The organism is Amycolatopsis albispora (assembly GCF_003312875.1).
Taxonomy (GTDB): Bacteria; Actinomycetota; Actinomycetes; order Mycobacteriales; family Pseudonocardiaceae; genus Amycolatopsis; species Amycolatopsis albispora.
The window spans coordinates 6429093-6445125 of record NZ_CP015163.1 but is presented as its reverse complement, the minus strand read 5'-3'; the positions used below and the strand labels follow the sequence as shown (position 1 = coordinate 6445125).

The following is a 16033-nucleotide window of genomic DNA, read 5'->3' as shown; positions in this document are numbered from 1 at the left end:
ACAGATGGAATCGAATCCGCGGAAGAGGCTCGCACGGGCCCGGCGCTCCCCGTTCCGACTCGGCCTGGTCTTCATCGTCGTAGCGTTGGTGGTCGGCGTCGGCCTGTTCAACAAGGACCCCATTCTCACCACGTTGAAGCCGGGCACGACATTCGCGATCCACTTCGCCCGGGACTACCATCTTCGTCCCTACGTCACGGAGGTCAAGGTCGCCGGGGTCCCGGTCGGCAAGGTCACCGCCGTCGAACCGGGGTCCGACGGCTCCGCGCGAGTCGAGGTCAAGGTCGACGGCGACATTCCGGGCAAGCTCCGCTCCGCGCCGTCCGCGGTGATCCGCCCCGCCACACTCCTGGGTGGCAAGTACTACCTCGATCTCGTACCCGGAGGGCAGCCCGGGGACTTCGGCGGCACCATCCCGGTCGCGCGAACGGAGGTCCCAGTGGAGCTCGACAAGGTCACCCGGGCGTTGCCACCCGACACGCTGGAGTCCGCGACGTCGGCCGTTGATTCGCTGGATCGCACGTTGGACGAACGTGGCCGCGCCGCGCTGGACCGGCTCCTCGCCGATGCCCCAGGCACGTTGGACCCGGCGGCCACCGTACTCGACGCCGCCCGGGGCACGCGCCCGGCAACGGACCTCACTCACGTCGTGGGGGGCTTGGAGTCGACGGCGCGGACGCTGACCGAGCAGCCAGGGCAACTGGACGCCATCGTGCGTGACCTGGACACCCTGGGCACCGTGCTGGGGCGGCGCTCGGCCGACCTGGCGGACGCGCTCGCGACGTTGCCCCGGACCCTGGACTCGACGAACGCTGGGCTGCGCCGCCTGGACGGCACGCTGATCCGGCTGCGGGACACCGCTGACCCGGCGCGCCCCGTCGCGGCGGAACTCGACACCGCGCTGGCGCATGCCGATCCCGTACTGGCGAAGGCCCGCCCGTTGGTGACCGACCTGAAGAACCTGCTGGTCGATGCCAGGCCCGTCGTGGAGCGGCTGGTGCCCACCGCCCGCGACGCCACGCCCGTGCTCGACGACGTGCGTGGCCCGGTGCTGGACCGCCTCAACGGTCCGGTCAAAGCCACGGTCCTTTCGCCCTACCACGGCACCGGGCCCTACTCGGACACCGGCGGAGACAGGCCGCTGTACCAGGAGCTGGCGTACATGTTCGCCAATGTCGACCGGGCCTCCTCCATGACCGACGCCAACGGCGCCTCGATCGCGTTCCATCCTGGAGTCGCCCCAGGCACGCTCGCCGGCCTGCCGATCAGCCTGGAACAGCTGTTCCGCAACCTCACCGGCATCGGGAAGGGAGAGCCACGATGAGCGGCACACGGCACCGCCTGCGCAAGACGTGGCAGCGGGTGCGCAACGAGCCGCGCCTGGGACGCAACGTGCTCACGCTGGCCGTTCTGGTGGCCCTCGGCCTCGGCGCCGGCGGATACATCCTGAGTCAGCAGGGATCGGGGACCACGACCTGGCCGTGGCAGGATCAGTTCGTCTTCACAGCCGAGTTCGACAACGCGCCCGCCGTGAGCCCCGGCAACGGACAGGAGGTCCGCATCGCCGGTGTGCAGGTCGGGCAGATCGAGTCCGCTTCGGTCTCCGACGACGGCAAGGCGGAGCTGACACTCTCGATCGAACCCGGTCACACCGTCTACGACAACGCCCGGACGGTGCTGCGGCCCAAGAGCCCGATGAACGAGATGTACGTGGAGATCGATCCCGGTGGCCCGCCCGGCAAGCCGCTCGCCGAAGGGGACATGATCCCGGCAACGCAGTCGCAGCGGCCCATCCAAGCGGACGAGGTCCTCGCGCACCTCGACACGAATACCCGCAGCGCCCTGACCGCGCTGCTCACCGAGTCCGACACGGCACTGGCCCACGCGCCGGAGGCACTGCCGGGCGGGCTGTCCGCCACCGACCGCGTCGTGCGTGACCTCAAACCCGTCGTCGTCGAGCTGCAGACCCGCAAGGACAAGCTCGCGCAACTGGTCACCGCACTCGCTCAGGTGTCCAGCGCCGTCGGTGAGAACGACCAGCGCCTGGCCGAGCTCGCGAGGAACCTGCAGCACACGCTGGCCGCGGCCGGAGAGCAGAGTGACGCCATCGACGAGGCGCTCGCCCAGCTGCCCGACGTGACCGACGAGCTAGGCCGCGCCACCGGCAGCGTGCAGGCCCTGAGCGACCAGCTCGATCCGGTCCTGGACAGCCTGCGGCAGGCCTCCGGCACGCTCCCGGATTCCTTGCGCAGGCTGACCGCCACCGTCGATCGCGTCGGCGAGACCGTGGACGTGGCCAACCCGGTGGTGACCAAGGCCAGGCCCGTCGTCAACGACCTGCGGCCCCTGGTGACTGACGTCAACGCCCTCCTGCCCGACCTGCGGCACACCACCAGCCGGCTGGAGCCGATCACCGCCTCCCTGCTCCCCTATCTCAACGACCTGGGAGCCTTCGTGTACCAGACCAACTCGGTGACCAGCCTCCACGACGCCAATGGCGGCATCCTGCGTGGCCTGCTCCAGGTGACGCCCAGCACGTTGCCGCTCCCGGGCGCCGAGATCCTGTCCAGCCCGACACCACGCTAGGCGGTCGACCACCATGAGAATCTCGCATTCCGTGCTGCCGGCCATCCGGCTCACCGTCCTGATCGTCTTCGTCGCCGTGTGCGCCGTGATCTTCGGCTATCTCTGGGACAACTCGGGCGGGCGGCTTCCCTTCCAACGCTCGGCCTACCAGTTGTCGGCGAGCTTTCCCCGGGTGGCGAACCTGGTGCCCGGCGCGGACGTGATGGTCGCCGGCGTCCGGGTCGGCGAAGTCGCCGAGGTTCGCCCTGCCGGGGAGCGGGCACGCGTGACGATGGAACTGGACAACCAGTATCCGGTGCACGAAGGTGCCACGGTGCGGGTCCGGAACAAGACCCTGGTCGAGGAGACCTTCCTGGAGATCAGCGACGGTGACGGCGCGCCGGTGCCCAGCGGCGCCACCCTGCCGGACTCAGCCGGCCAGCCGCCGGTGCAGCTCAACGATGTTCTGGCCAGCCTCGACCAGCCCACCCGTGAGGCGCTGGCAAGCGCGGTGCGTTCCCTCGGCGGGGCGACGGAAGGCAGCCGCGAGAACATCTCCCGTGCGCTCACCGGCCTCGGCTACCTCGGCCGGGAGGGACAGGGCGCCCTGGCCGCGCTGTCCGCCCAGAGCGACGATCTGTCGAAACTCACGGGGAAGACGGCGACCCTGCTGGCCGCGCTCGACACCAGCCAAGGACAGATTGCCCGGCTGGTCGCCGACGCCGACACCCTGACTCGTACCACCGCCGACGGCGCCGGCCAGATCGAGGCGGTGCTCCGTCGACTACCACCGGTCCTGGACAGCGCGAGCGCCGCCACCGACGACCTGGACCGGCTCTCCACCAGCCTGGCACCCATCGCCCAGAACCTGCGTACGGCCGCCCCCGACCTCAGTGCCGCACTGCGGGAACTGCCGCGGACCTCCGCCGACCTGCGCGGCCTGCTGCCCTCCCTGGACGGCGTGCTGAACACCGCGCCGGACACCCTCACGAGGGTCCCCGCGGTGGCGGCCGACGCGCAGCGCCTGCTGCCGACCCTCGACGTGGCGCTCGCCGACGTCAACCCCATGCTGGCCTACTTGCGGCCCTACGGCCCCGATGTCGCCAGCATGTTCGCCAACATGGCACAGTCGATGGCACGGGGGGACACCAACGGCCGCTGGCTGCGGACGTTCCCGCCGGTCAACGAGCAGAGCGTCCGGGGCAACCCGCTCAACCTCAACCAGATCCCCCTGCTGGACAAGTACAACCCGTACCCCGCACCGGGGGAGGCGGCCAACCCGGGCCCGTTCGACGGCGAGTACCCCCGCGTGCAGCGTGATAACAAATGAGAAGGCCGCGTCCTCCACGCCTCCGGCTCCGACTGCCCATGCCTTGGGGTCGGCACTCCCATGCGCCAGCGGAGAAGCGGCGCCCCCGGTGGTCGCGGTACCGGACCAAACGCGGCGCCGTGACCATCCTGGGCGCCCTGCTCGTGGTCGCCTTCCTGATCGGCGGGCTGGCACAGGTGCGCCTGGAGACCAGTGTCGAGTCCTTCCTGCCACACGACGACCCCGCGCTGCAGGAGCTGCAGGCGGCGGCGTCCGACTTCGGCGGGGACCCCGTCGTGGTCCTGCTCGAGTCACGCCAGCCGGGTGAGCTGCTCGACCAGCAACATTTGCTGCCGCTGCTGCAGCTGGAGGGCCAGCTGTCACGCCTACCCGACGTCGCCGCCACCTACGGCCCCGCGACCACGCTCAACCAGATCGCCGGCCGGGTGCAGGACCTGCTCGCCGAGCTCGCGGGACGACGCGACGCCCTCCGCGCCCGAGGCGGAGACGCGACGGCGGCCGAGTTCGACGCCCGGTACGGGGCACTCCTGGTGCAAGGGCTTCCGGCTGGGCTGCCCACGTTGCGCAACCCCGGCTTCGTTGAGACGGTCCTCCACACACCGGACGGGCAACCCAAACCACAGTGGCGGTTCATGGTCCCGTCCGACCGGGCCGTCGCCGTGCTGATCCGGCCACGCGAGGGGCTGGACCAGGACGGCACCGACCGGCTCGTGCAGAGCGTCCGGAATGCCGTCTCGGCGGCCCGCGACACCGTGGGTGCCGAGCGTGCCATCGTTTCCGGCGTTCCCACGGTGACCTCGGATCTGGCCAGTCAGGTGCGCTGGGAAATCCCTGTGATCGGGGGGATCGCGGTGGTGGCGGTCGCCGCGTGCTTTCTGCTCATCCCCTGGACCCGGGGTGTGCGACGACGGCTCCTGCCCGTGGTGACGACCACCGTGGCGGTGGCGCTCACGGTCGCCACGTTCGGGTGGCTAGACCGGCCCCTGTCCCTGGGCGTGGTCGCCTTCCTTCCCGTGCTCTTGGGCATCGGCAGCTACTATCCAACCTACTTCGCGCAGCACGCCCGGCGTCGCGTCGTGCTGGTGGTCGCCAGCGCGACCGCGGCGGCATTCGCCACCCTGGCGCTGTCCCCGTTACCCCTCGTCCGGGACCTCGGCCTGACGCTGGCCTTCGGCGTTCTGCTCGCCGCCGCGCTGGGTATGGTGCTGGTGCGCGCGGTGTCACGGGCTGACGCTGAGCCTCGCGGCGACCGTCGGCCCGCTACCCGCACCGCTGCGTCCTGGCCGATCCGGGCTGCTGCCGCGCTGCTCGCCGTCGCGGTCGCGGCGACGGGCTGGGTCATGCTGCCGCAGTTGAGACTCGACAGCGACTTCCGCAACTTCGCCGCAGGGCTGGAAACCCTCGAGGACGCGCGTAAGGTGGAATCGGTCATCGGCTCCTCCGGTGAGGTGGCGGTGGTGTTGCGCGGCCCCGACGTGCTCGCACCCCAGGCCGTCAGCTGGTCCCACAGCGCTCAGAGCATGATCGTCGAACGGCACGGAGACCAGCTCCGGCCGGTCATCTCGCCCGCCACCCTGCTTCCCTTCCTCGGGTCGTCGCCGTCCGCCGCGCAGATCGAGGCCGCGACCCGGCTGCTGCCGCCGTACCTCACCGGCTCGGTGTTCCGCGACGACCGGCGGGCAGCTGTGCTCAGCTTCGGTGTGCGCATGGACGACCTCGACCAGCTGCGGACGCTGCGCGACGACGTCGCCAGGAACCTGCCACCGCCCCCGACGGGGTACCGGGTGGAGTTGACCGGCTTGCCGATGGCTGCGGTCCGCGGGCATGAACTTGTCTCCTCCGACCGTGTCATCACCAATGTGGCGGGGATCCTCGCCGCTGGGGGCGTGCTCCTGATCGGCCTGCGCCGCAGGAGCGACGCCGCGCGCGCCGTCGCCGCCGCCACCCTCGCAACCGGGGTCGGCCTCGCCGCCCTGTGGGTGGCACGGGTTCCGCTGACCCCGATCACCGCCGCGCTGGGTTCCCTGACAGCGGCCGTCGGGTGCGAGTTCACCGTGCTGCTCGCCGAAGCGGTGCGACGGGGCAACGCCGCGCTGCGCACCTCCGTGTTGCTGGCCACGGCGACATCGGCCGTCGGGTACGCGGTGCTCGCCGTGTCCCAGCTCGAGGCGGTCCGGGAGTTCGGTCTGCTGCTCGCCGCATCGGTGCTGCTCGCCCTCGGAGCCGCGGCGTGCGTCGTCTGGCTTACCGTGAAGCCCCTCCGGCGGAGCGATCGTCGCCCAGCGACCGCGACCACTCCGCCCGTATCCGTCACCACGCCAGGAGGTGGATCATGAAGCAGCGGCAGACATCCGACGTGACGGATGCCAAGGAACAGGATGCTGATACGCGTGAGAACGACGCAGAGCGTTCGGGCACGGACCGGGACACCCACGTCGCCGAGGATTGCTCGCCGGACCAGCGGCGAGAGCAAGGAACCCAGGGCACGGGTGGCCAAGACCGCGACATCGCCAACAACGACGACAGCGGTGCGGACGGCGTAGATGCCGAGCGGAACGCCGACGGTGAGCCGGGCGGCCTGCGCGGCCTCCTCAGGCGAATCAGGCTCCCGCGGACCCGGAAGGCGCGGACAGTCGCGGCCGTGACGCTGCTGCTCGCGGGCGGTGGCGCGGGCGGCTACCTCTGGTGGGTTGGTGAGCAACTGCCGGACGATGCCGCCTTCCGGATCGACGATCGTGTCGTCACCGTTGACGACCTAGGCGAAGTCACCGACACATGGCGTGCACTCTACGGTATCGAGCCACCGCAGGAGCCCGGCAGGCTGGACCGTTTCCGGCGCGACGCCGCCAAGGCCTATGCGGTGAGCCTGCTCCTCGACAGGGCGGCGCGGGACCACGGCATCGTGGTGGCGGACAAGGCGGCCCGGGACACGTTGAGCCGGTTCGTCACCCAGCAGTTCGGCGAAGGCACCCAAGGTCGCGACCAGTTCGTCCAGGCGCTGGGCAACGCGGGCACGTCGGAACGAGCCGTCCTGGACGAGGTGAAGAAGCAGTTGGCCATGGACCAGCTGTTCAACACGGTCACCAAGGACACACCGGAGGTCGGCGACCAGGAAATCCGTGAGGCATTCAGCAAACGAAAAGATCAGCTGGGGACTCCTGAGCGCCGGGAACTGGCCAACATCGTCGTTCGGACCAAAGACGAGGCAGACCGGATCGTTGCCGAACTCCGCAGCGGGGCATCGTTCGACACGCTTGCCCGACAGCGTAGTCTTGACAGCGCGACCCGAAGCGACGGTGGAAACCTTGGCACCGTGACCCGGGACCAGCTTCAGCCCGGCTACGCCAAGGCAGCCTTCGCCGCTGGGCGGGGTGAGCACTTCGGCCCTGTGCAGAACAAGTTCGGCTGGAACGTCGGTATGGTCACCGGAATCACCCCGGCCGAGCCCGCGAGGTTCGACCAGGTGCGCGACCCGCTGAAGCAGCAACTCGAACTGGAACGAAAGCTCCAAACCTGGCGCGACTGGCTGGCCGAGCGAATCCGCGACGCGGACATCCAGTACGCCGATGCCTACCTGCCCGCATCCCCGGACGCTCCGCCGAGCGTGCAGCCGGGTGAGCTCGGGGTTCCCCAAGGGCAGGAGCCAGCCGAACCCGGTCAGCCGCCCCGGCAAGGGGGTCCCCGGTGAGCACGGCGGGTCCCCTGCTCGTGCTGGCGGTACTACTCGTGTTGCTCGGCCGGTGGGGCTTGCGGAATGCCGACACGGCGGTACCTGCGGCGCTCGGTGCCCGGGAACGCGCCCGCCGCGCGCGGGTGCTGCGCCGGGGTGCGGTCGCCGCACAGGTGGTGGCGGCTGCCTTCGTCGTCCTGTCCGTTCTGGCCTTGTGGGGACCTTGATGCCGGCATGTCTCAGACGCCCGTATCCTTGGGCCGGTCGATCAGCCCATAGTATCCAGCCAGTCCCGCGGCTTCCGCGCGGCTCCCGACGTCGAGCTTGTGTAACAGGGCCGCGATCATGCGTTTGGCCGTACGCTCGGAGACCAGCATCCGTTCGGCGATTTCGATGGTCTCGGCGCCCCGCGCGAGCAAGCCCCACAGGCGCATCTCCTCGGTATCCAATCTCTGGAGAATCGTTTCCGGCGGGCGGCGGATGCCATCCAGCAGCGCGGTGAACAGATCTGGTTCGACGACTCGGAAACCGGCCGCGACGCTTAGTAATGGGGCGACGAGCGTGTCGGGGTCCGCGGACTTCGACAGGTAACCGTCGGCGCCCGCCAACAATGCCTCCTCCGCCAAACCCCGATCGGTGGTGCCCGACAGCGCCAAGATCCTGGTGTCCGGATGGCGCGACTTGATGTGCCGGACTGCCGCCACGCCGCCGATCGGCGGCATGGCGAGATCGACGATCGCCAGACCGGCGCCAGTCGAACCGACCAGCGCGGCCGCTTCCTCCGGCCGGCTGGTCGACCCTGCGACCGAGATACGATCGCCGACCCGGCTCTCCAGCAACAGAGCCAAGCCCTGTGTGAACAGATCGTGGTCGTCGACGATGACCACCACCAGCTTATCACCATCCATGGCCTAACCTTAATACGACTGTAACCAGTGGGGTTCAGATGCCAGACGACCACGTGGGCGCGACGCAGGTGCCCGCTACCGCGATGAGCTGGTGGCGAGCGCCTCGGTCACGCCGGTACCTGGCGGGGCAGCCGGATCCTGGCGACACGCTGCGTCCGGTCGGTTTGATCACCGTCTGGGTCCGGGTCGGCGTCGTGCTCTCAGCGGCGGTGCTCCTGCTGGTGGGGTCCAGCCCGTTCGTCCAGCACACGGCGGCGGCATGGTATCTCGTCGGCATCGCGACGGTCTACTCGACCGTCATGTTGGGACATCCCACCTGGGAGGTCGAGGGTCGAGTGCCGGCTGCGATCATCACCGTCCTGGACGCGGGGCTGGCGTCGGGGATCGTGGCGTCATCCGGCGGCGCGCAAAGCCCAGCGGTGTCTATCCTGTTTCTGGTCATCGTCGCCGCGGCTGCCCGACTGTCCTTTATCAGCACGCTGGGAGTGGCCCTGCTGCTCGGCGGCTGCTTCGTCACAATCGCGCTGACGGTGAACCCCACGAGCGGCCCAACCCACGATCGCCTCCTAGCCGGGGTGTGGTGGGCGCTGTACCTGCTCTTCACCGGTGCGCTCGCCTCGGGGCTCGTCTTGCTGAACGAGCACGCCGAACGCGCCCGCGGCCTAGCTCAGGCGGAGACCGCCGCCGCGCGCATCGTGGCCGACGAAGAGCGCGATCTCCGGACTCGCCTGACGGCCTCCTACGACGCGCAGCAGACTGGGCTGCGCGTGATCCTCCACGAGTTCCGCACACCTGTAACATCCTTGGATGCGCTGGTCCGTGATCTGTCGCGGGAGACCGGTGGCACGGCGCAGTCCGCCGACCCCCGCCTCGCTTTGTTGACCGCGCACGTCGAGCACCTGTCGGCCATGCTCAACGCGCTGGCCGACGTCGCAGCCAGCCGGCGACCAGCCTTCAGCACAGGGCACCTTCGGGTGGTGAACGTGCACGAATTCATACTCATGGCTGCTGACGCTGCTGGCCTGCCGCGTGAACGACTTCGATTGATCGTCTCGCCATCGAACGCCCACGCCCAACTTGATGCCCAGCTCGTCCGCAGGGTCGTCACAAACCTGCTGGAGAACGCATCCCGCCACGGCCGTGACCAGCCGGTCAGTGTCATCGCGAACCTTGACCAAGGCTCGCTGTCACTGGAGATCGCCGACCGAGGGCCGGGAATGCCCCTTGACCGCGCCGTCGAGCTCACCGCCAAGTTCGCGCAGGCCGGGCAGGAACGAGGCACCGCAGGTCTCGGCCTGTGGATCGTCGACCAGATCATCCAGGCGCTGAACGGCACGATCGACTTTCAGGAGGCCGCCGGAGGCGGGTTGGCCGTGCGCGTGACATTGCCCGTGCGGACGCTGGCTGGTCGCCCACCCACCCAGTCGCCTCACCCATAGGTCCGCACCACGAGCGCCAGGGGGTGGCGATGGTGCGCCCAGACCAACTGGGCCTCGACCGATCTTGCGCGGCCCACACTGTCCGTGGCCTTCATGGGCCACTCGCGGCACGGATGGCCCGTATTGCCGGGTGCGCATTCCCCATACGCTGGGGGAAGAAGCCCTTCAGAGTCGAAGGAGACGATGTCGATGAAGACCAAGGCCGCCGTCTTGTGGGGCCTCAACGAGAAGTGGCAGGTCGAAGAGATCGACCTCGACCCGCCGAACGAGGGTGAGGTCCAGGTCAAACTGGCCGCCAGCGGATTGTGTCATTCCGACGAGCACCTCGTCACCGGCGACATCCCGATCCCGTTCCCGGTCGTGGGTGGACATGAAGGCGCCGGCATCGTTGAGGCGGTGGGCGCGAACGTGACCGAGGTGGCCGAAGGCGATCCTGTTGTCTTGAGCTTTCTCCCGGCATGCGGCAAGTGCTCCTACTGCGCCCGTGGCATGACGAACCTCTGCGATCTGGGTGGCGCGGTGATCCTCGGGCCGCAGCTGGACGGCACCTACCGGTTCCATACTCGCGGCGAGGACGCGGGCCAGATGTGCCTGCTGGGTACCTTTTCCGAGCGCACGGTGGTGCCCGCCGCCTCGGTGGTGAAGATCGACGAAGGGTTTCCGCTGGAGAAGGCCGCCCTTGTCGGGTGTGGGGTCACGACCGGATTCGGTAGCGCCACCCGGGCCGGCGAAGTGCGTGCCGGCGACGTGGTCGTCGTGGTCGGGGCCGGTGGCATCGGTGTCAATGCCATCCAAGGAGCACGGGCCGCCGGCGCGCGTGCCATCGTCGCCGTTGATCCGGTCGAGTACAAACGTGCCAAGGCGGGCGAGTTCGGGGCCACGCACACGGCCGAGTCGATGGACGAAGCGTGGAACGTGGTCAGCGAGTTGACCCGCGGGCAGCTCGCTGACGTATGCGTGCTCACCACCGACGTCGCCGAGGGCTCCTACATCGAGCCCGCTTTGAGTCTGGTGGGCAAGCGTGGGCGTGTGATCGTCACCGCGATCGGCCATCCGGACGAGCACACGATGAGCGGCAACCTCTTCGAACTCACGCTCTACGAGAAGCAGATCCGGGGCGCGCTGTTCGGATCCTCGAATCCGCAGCATGACATTCCGCGACTGCTTGAGTTGTACAACCTCGGCCAACTCAAGCTCGACGAACTGGTGACCGCTGAGTATCAGCTGGAGGACATCAACCAGGGATACCAGGACATGCGTGACGGAAAGAACATCCGCGGAATGATCCGCTTCTGAAACTCCTAAGTCGACAGAAACAGTTATCGTCGCCAAGTTATTCCCGCCCTATCCGGCGTGTATTCGAATCGAGGATGTGACATGGCAATCGACCGCGTCATCCAGCACGGTAAGCGGAATGGGTATGGCAGCCTCTGTGAGGGCGGCCTACGCATGGAATCCTTCCCTATGCGGCTGTTCCGGAAGGGAAACAAGAAATTCTGGGACCCGGAAACGATCGACTTTTCGCAGGACGCCGCGGACTTCGCCGCGATGTCGCCGGACGAGAAGAAGTTGACCTGCATCCTTGCCTCACAGTTCATGGCCGGGGAGGAGTCGGTCGCTCAGGACCTCCAGCCGTTCATGGCGGCCATGGCGGCAGAGGGACGGCTGGCCGACGAGGCCTACCTCACCCAGTTCACCTTCGAAGAGGCCAAGCACATGCAGTCTTTCCGACTGTGGTTCGACGCCGTCGGGCTCGGCACGGACCTGCATGAGTACGTGGAGTACAGCCAGCCATACCAGACAATCTTCGCCGAGGAACTGCCCAAGTCCCTGTACGCCTTGGAGAAGGACCCGTCGCCCGCGGCGCAGGTGCGTGCCTCGATTACCTACAACCACGTCGTCGAGGGTTGTCTCGCCCTCACCGGCTACTTCGGATGGGCGAAGGTATGCGCGAGCAGGAACATCCTGCCGGGCATGCAGCAGCTCATCAAGTACATCGGCGACGACGAGCGCAGGCACATGGCGTGGGGTACCTTCACGTGCCGCCGTCACGTCGCCGCGGACGAGCGGACCTGGGAGGTCGTTGAGGAGCGGATGCAGGAACTAATCGAGCCAGCGATGAGTTTGATCGTGAAGCTGTTCGACCAGTTCGAAGCTGCGCGGGCCCCGTTCGGTATCGATCTCGACGAGATGACCGACTATGGCATGGACAAGATCAACCGTCGGCTGGAGTCGATCGAGGGGGCACGGGGCCGCCCCGTCGAGGAGATCGACGAGGACTACTCGCCTATGCAGCTTGAGGACACCTTCGCCGAGGAGGACGAGAAGGCCGTGGCGAAGTCGCTTGCGGCCGTGTCCTGAGCCGACGCGCTCCGAGCACTGTTCCGTGGAACTGTTCGTCCGGGGGCGGAGACCCGACCCGGGCGAACAGTTCGCGTCGGCAAGGTCACCAGAATCGAGGCAGCAAGAGATGGGCACAACAACCGCGCCAGCTGGCGAGGTCACCGTTGACGTGTTGTTCGTCGGCGCCGGGCCCGTGGGCTTGTTCGGTGCCTACTACGCGGGTTTTCGTGGGCTTACCACGGCGTTGGTGGATCCGCTACCGGAGGCCGGTGGTCAGGTACAGGCGATCTACCCCGAGAAGAACATCTACGACATCGCAGGCCTGCCCGCTGTTCAGGGGCAGCAGCTGATCCGCAACCTCCTCGAGCAGGCGAAACCGTTCGGCCCCCGATTCCTGTTGTCTCAGCAGGCGAGCGACATCCGGGAAGTTGCCGATGGCTGGCGGGTGACGACCTCCTCGGGTGTCGTCGTCAACACGAGAGCCGTGATCGTCACCTCCGGAGTGGGTTCGGTGACCCCGCGTCCGCTACCAGCAGGTGAGGAGCTTCTCGGGCGCGGGCTCTGCTACTTCGTCCCGCAGCTGGAGGTGTTCGACGGCAAGGATGTCGTCGTGGTGGGCGGTGGCGACTCGGCGCTGGACTGGGCACTGGCCGCGGTTCCGCGTGCCCGGTCGGTCACCCTCGTGCACCGTCGCAAGCAGTTCCGGGCGCACGAACATTCGGTCGCGCAGGTGAAGGACAGTCCGTGCCACCTGGTGCTCGACGCCACCGTTACCGCGGTTCGTGGTAACGACAGCGTGGAGAGCGTGGACGTCACTGTGCGCGGGGAGGACGGCGCGCGGGAGCTGAAGGCTCAGGTCGTGGTCGCCGCACTGGGTTTTCTGATGGACCTCGGCCCGATCGCCGGGTGGGGCCTTGAGATGGAGGGGCGGGCCATCCGCGTCGACACCCGGATGCGTACGAATCTGCCGCGCGTCTATGCCGCTGGGGACGCGGCGACCTTTCCGGGCAAGGTGAAATTGATCGCCGTCGGTTTCGGCGAGGTGGCGCTCGCCGTGAACAACGCTGCCGTCGAGTTGAATCCGGACGCGACTCTTGCTCCCGGGCATTCGAGTGATCTCGTGCCCGCGTCGGAACCGTTGGCGCCCGAGGGAAATTCTGCACAGCCGCGAAGCAAGGAGGTCGCAGGATGGCGTTCGTGATCGGCGAGCCGTGTGTCGACGTCAAGGACATGACGTGCATCGAGGAATGCCCGGTCGATTGCATCTACGAGGGCGAACGGATGCTGTACATCCACCCGACGGAATGCATCGACTGCGCGGCCTGCGAGCCGGTATGCCCAGTAGAGGCCATCCGTCCCGCACAACACGTTGACGAGGAATGGAAACCATTCCAGGAGTCGGCGCAGCAGGCGTTTACGGGGATCGGGTCACCGGGAGGATCGACCAAAGTGGATACCCCGATACCCGACACCGAGTTCGTGAAAACGCTCCCTCCCAAGGAGGACTAGTCAAGGTCGAAGGTGCGTCGCGATCGCGATGCCGCATCACGAGGAGTGAGTGTGGGCTCAACCGCTGTGGCTCAACGAGGAGCACGCAGCGCCGCCGATGACGGACAGGCCGGCGGTGATGTCGTGGACCTGTCCGCTGACAACTGGGTGCTTGTTCGTGCGGCTCAACGAGGAGACGCGTCGGCGTATGCCGTGCTGTACGACAGATTCGCGACCAGCGTTCACCGCTTTGCCCTATCCCGTGTCCGCGATCGGCACCTAGCCGAGGACGTCACCAGCGAGACGTTCGCGCGGGCGCTGCGGGCAATCAACTCGCTGGAGTACCGGGGACGAGATGCGGGCGCGTGGTTCCTCACCATCGCCCGCAATATCATCTTCGACCACACGAAGTCCGGGTCCGTGCGGCATGAGGTCACGGTCGACGAGCTTCCGGACGCCTCCGGTCACGAGACGCCGGAGGAGCTCGTCATTCTCGGGATCGCGCGAGCGGAACTGATCCGGTGCCTGGGATTACTCGCCGATGACCAGCGGACGTGTCTTGTGCTGCGGTTCTTCTGCGATCTTTCGGTCAACGAGACCGCGAGAATACTGGACCGCGAACCCGGTGCGGCGCGTGCTCTGCAGTATCGGGCGATTCGTCGTCTTGGCGAGTTGATTGGCGGATCTGCGGATGGGCGGCGTCGCGTGCAGCCGGCACCGTCCGGAGGAGAGAAAGGCAGTTGACGATGACAACAATGACCGTTGACGTTCCGGAATCCGTCCAGCGATTTCTCGGCAGGGCTTCGGACAGCATCGTGGTCGGTGCGGAGCAGCGAAGTGCGACCGGGAACGGCCAGATCACGACTCAGGACCCCGCGACCGGTGCGACGTTGACCAGCATTGCGGCCGGCGGGAAGCCCGACGTCGACGAGGCGGTCGCCTCGGCGCAGTCGGCCTTCGGAGAATGGCGAGCGATGAGCGCGGCAGCCCGCGGGCATGTTCTGCTCGACATCGCGACGATACTGGACGCCCATGCCGAGGAATTGGCGACGCTCGAAACCCTGGACAACGGAAAGCCGTTCACCGAGTCGATGTACGTCGACGTCGCGCTCGCGGCGCAGGTCTGGCGCTACTACGGTGGCTGGACGACGAAACTGACCGGGCAAACCGTGCCGGTCTCTCCTCCGGTCGGAGAGGCACTGGTTTATACTCGGCGGGAACCCCTCGGCGTCGTCGGCGCGATCGTGCCCTGGAATTTCCCGTTGCTCATCGCATCGTGGAAGGTGGCACCGGCGCTGGCGGCCGGAAACACCGTCGTCCTCAAGCCGTCCGAGTTCACCTCGTTGAGCGCCCTGCGGATGGTGGAGTTGGCACTCGAGGCTGGGCTGCCTCCCGGCGCGATGAACCTGGTCACCGGCTACGGGCCCGAGGCGGGACAGGCGCTGATCGATCACCCCGGCGTGGCCAAGATCTCGTTCACTGGTTCGACGGACACCGGCAGGCGCATCGTCACCGCGAGCGCGCCACACCTGAAGAAGCTGACGCTGGAACTGGGTGGGAAGTCGGCGAACATCGTCTTTCCGGACGCCGACCTTGCCGCCGCGGCACAAGGCGCGCTGACCGGGATCTTCATGAACCAAGGGCAGGTGTGCTGCGCCGGATCACGGCTGTTCGTGCATCGCGACGTTCACGACGAGCTGGTACAGGAGCTGGCTTCGGCGGCGAAAGCGATCCAACTGGGTCATGGACTGGCCGACGACACCGAGATGGGCCCGCTCATCTCGCCGAAACAGCTGGAGCGCGTGCAGGGGTATGTCGAGTCGGGGCTGCGCGAAGGCGCGACGCTGGTGTGCGGTGGTGACCGCCCGAATGGTGTACTGGCTAACGGCAATTTCCTGAGCCCGACCGTGTTCACCCAGGTCCGCGACGACATGTCCATCGCGGCTGAGGAAATCTTCGGGCCGGTGCTGTCGGTGCTGTCGTTTGACGACGAGAACGAGGCGGTTCGGCGTGCCAACGCGAGCGCCTACGGATTGGCCGCGGGCGTGTGGACCAACGACGTGAGGCGGGCCCACCGCGTCGCAGCGGAATTGGATGCGGGCACGGTATGGGTGAACATGTACAACATGATCGACCCCGCCGCGCCCTTCGGCGGTTTCAAGGCGTCCGGCTACGGACGCGATCTCGGCGAGGAAGCGTTGCTCGGCTACACACAGACGAAGTCTGTGTGGCTGAACCTCGACTGATCCCAAGAGCCAAGCAGAGGCTCACACCACAAGAAAGGAAATCG

Annotated in this window: 13 protein-coding genes; 12 read left to right on the top strand and 1 reads right to left on the bottom strand. The window is 67.7% G+C overall.

Going from position 1 to position 16033, the window contains the following annotated elements; translation table 11 throughout:
• The first annotated feature begins 4 nt into the window (after positions 1-4).
• The 5 genes from A4R43_RS30510 to A4R43_RS30490 all read left to right on the top strand — a co-directional run bounded on the left by A4R43_RS30510 (position 5) and on the right by A4R43_RS30490 (position 7583).
• Positions 5-1324, top strand: a complete 1320-nt coding sequence (locus tag A4R43_RS30510; protein ID WP_009156920.1) for an MlaD family protein — start codon at positions 5-7, stop codon at positions 1322-1324.
• Positions 1321-2586 carry an MlaD family protein gene (locus tag A4R43_RS30505; protein WP_110341464.1) on the top strand — a complete coding sequence of 422 codons (1266 nt, stop codon included), beginning with the start codon at positions 1321-1323 and terminating at the stop codon, positions 2584-2586. Before A4R43_RS30510 ends, A4R43_RS30505 begins: the two co-directional genes overlap by 4 nt.
• A 13-nt stretch (positions 2587-2599) precedes the next feature.
• Positions 2600-3895 carry an MlaD family protein gene (locus A4R43_RS30500; RefSeq protein WP_009156918.1) on the top strand — a complete coding sequence of 432 codons (1296 nt, stop codon included), beginning with the start codon at positions 2600-2602 and terminating at the stop codon, positions 3893-3895.
• A gap of 119 nt (positions 3896-4014) precedes the next feature.
• Positions 4015-6231, top strand: a complete 2217-nt coding sequence (locus A4R43_RS30495; RefSeq protein WP_233520112.1) for an MMPL family transporter — start codon at positions 4015-4017, stop codon at positions 6229-6231.
• Complete coding sequence (locus A4R43_RS30490) at positions 6228-7583, top strand: peptidylprolyl isomerase (protein ID WP_110341460.1); 1356 nt, start codon at positions 6228-6230, stop codon at positions 7581-7583. Before A4R43_RS30495 ends, A4R43_RS30490 begins: the two co-directional genes overlap by 4 nt.
• Before the next feature lie 221 nt (positions 7584-7804).
• Here the strand turns inward: A4R43_RS30490 and A4R43_RS30480 are convergent, their stop codons facing one another.
• Complete coding sequence (locus A4R43_RS30480; RefSeq protein WP_110341457.1) at positions 7805-8473, bottom strand: response regulator transcription factor; 669 nt, start codon at positions 8471-8473, stop codon at positions 7805-7807.
• Between the two features lie 38 nt (positions 8474-8511).
• On the opposite strand from A4R43_RS30480, the gene A4R43_RS30475 reads away from it, so the two are divergent.
• The 7 genes from A4R43_RS30475 to A4R43_RS30445 all read left to right on the top strand — a co-directional run bounded on the left by A4R43_RS30475 (position 8512) and on the right by A4R43_RS30445 (position 15989).
• Entirely contained in the window at positions 8512-9912 is a 1401-nt protein-coding gene (locus A4R43_RS30475; protein WP_199542760.1) for a sensor histidine kinase, read from the top strand.
• Positions 9913-10101: 189 nt separating this feature from the next.
• On the top strand, positions 10102-11208 hold the full coding sequence (locus A4R43_RS30470; protein ID WP_009156912.1) for an NDMA-dependent alcohol dehydrogenase: 1107 nt from the start codon (positions 10102-10104) through the stop codon (positions 11206-11208).
• An 81-nt stretch (positions 11209-11289) separates the two neighbouring features.
• Positions 11290-12273, top strand: a complete 984-nt coding sequence (locus A4R43_RS30465; RefSeq protein WP_110341455.1) for a R2-like ligand-binding oxidase — start codon at positions 11290-11292, stop codon at positions 12271-12273.
• A 109-nt stretch (positions 12274-12382) separates the two neighbouring features.
• Positions 12383-13456 carry an NAD(P)/FAD-dependent oxidoreductase gene (locus tag A4R43_RS30460; RefSeq protein WP_110341453.1) on the top strand — a complete coding sequence of 358 codons (1074 nt, stop codon included), beginning with the start codon at positions 12383-12385 and terminating at the stop codon, positions 13454-13456.
• The gene (fdxA, locus tag A4R43_RS30455; protein ID WP_110341451.1) at positions 13444-13764 is read left to right on the top strand and encodes a ferredoxin; all 321 of its coding nucleotides are present in this window, start codon (positions 13444-13446) and stop codon (positions 13762-13764) included. The genes A4R43_RS30460 and fdxA overlap by 13 nt, the downstream gene beginning before the upstream one ends.
• Before the next feature lie 123 nt (positions 13765-13887).
• Positions 13888-14487, top strand: coding sequence for a sigma-70 family RNA polymerase sigma factor (locus A4R43_RS30450; protein ID WP_236808370.1), 600 nt, complete (start codon positions 13888-13890; stop codon positions 14485-14487).
• An 11-nt stretch (positions 14488-14498) separates the two neighbouring features.
• Positions 14499-15989, top strand: coding sequence for an aldehyde dehydrogenase family protein (locus A4R43_RS30445; protein WP_308191222.1), 1491 nt, complete (start codon positions 14499-14501; stop codon positions 15987-15989).
• The last annotated feature ends 44 nt before the right edge of the window (positions 15990-16033 follow it).

Coding starts and splice junctions, on each gene's coding strand:
- A4R43_RS30490 (WP_110341460.1), top strand. CDS start 6,228: ATGAAGCAGCGGCAGACATCCGACGTGACGGATGCCAAGGAACAGGAT.
- A4R43_RS30500 (WP_009156918.1), top strand. CDS start 2,600: ATGAGAATCTCGCATTCCGTGCTGCCGGCCATCCGGCTCACCGTCCTG.
- A4R43_RS30470 (WP_009156912.1), top strand. CDS start 10,102: ATGAAGACCAAGGCCGCCGTCTTGTGGGGCCTCAACGAGAAGTGGCAG.
- fdxA (WP_110341451.1), top strand. CDS start 13,444: ATGGCGTTCGTGATCGGCGAGCCGTGTGTCGACGTCAAGGACATGACG.
- A4R43_RS30445 (WP_308191222.1), top strand. CDS start 14,499: ATGACCGTTGACGTTCCGGAATCCGTCCAGCGATTTCTCGGCAGGGCT.
- A4R43_RS30510 (WP_009156920.1), top strand. CDS start 5: ATGGAATCGAATCCGCGGAAGAGGCTCGCACGGGCCCGGCGCTCCCCG.
- A4R43_RS30505 (WP_110341464.1), top strand. CDS start 1,321: ATGAGCGGCACACGGCACCGCCTGCGCAAGACGTGGCAGCGGGTGCGC.
- A4R43_RS30465 (WP_110341455.1), top strand. CDS start 11,290: ATGGCAATCGACCGCGTCATCCAGCACGGTAAGCGGAATGGGTATGGC.
- A4R43_RS30460 (WP_110341453.1), top strand. CDS start 12,383: ATGGGCACAACAACCGCGCCAGCTGGCGAGGTCACCGTTGACGTGTTG.
- A4R43_RS30475 (WP_199542760.1), top strand. CDS start 8,512: ATGCCAGACGACCACGTGGGCGCGACGCAGGTGCCCGCTACCGCGATG.
- A4R43_RS30480 (WP_110341457.1), bottom strand. CDS start 8,473: ATGGATGGTGATAAGCTGGTGGTGGTCATCGTCGACGACCACGATCTG.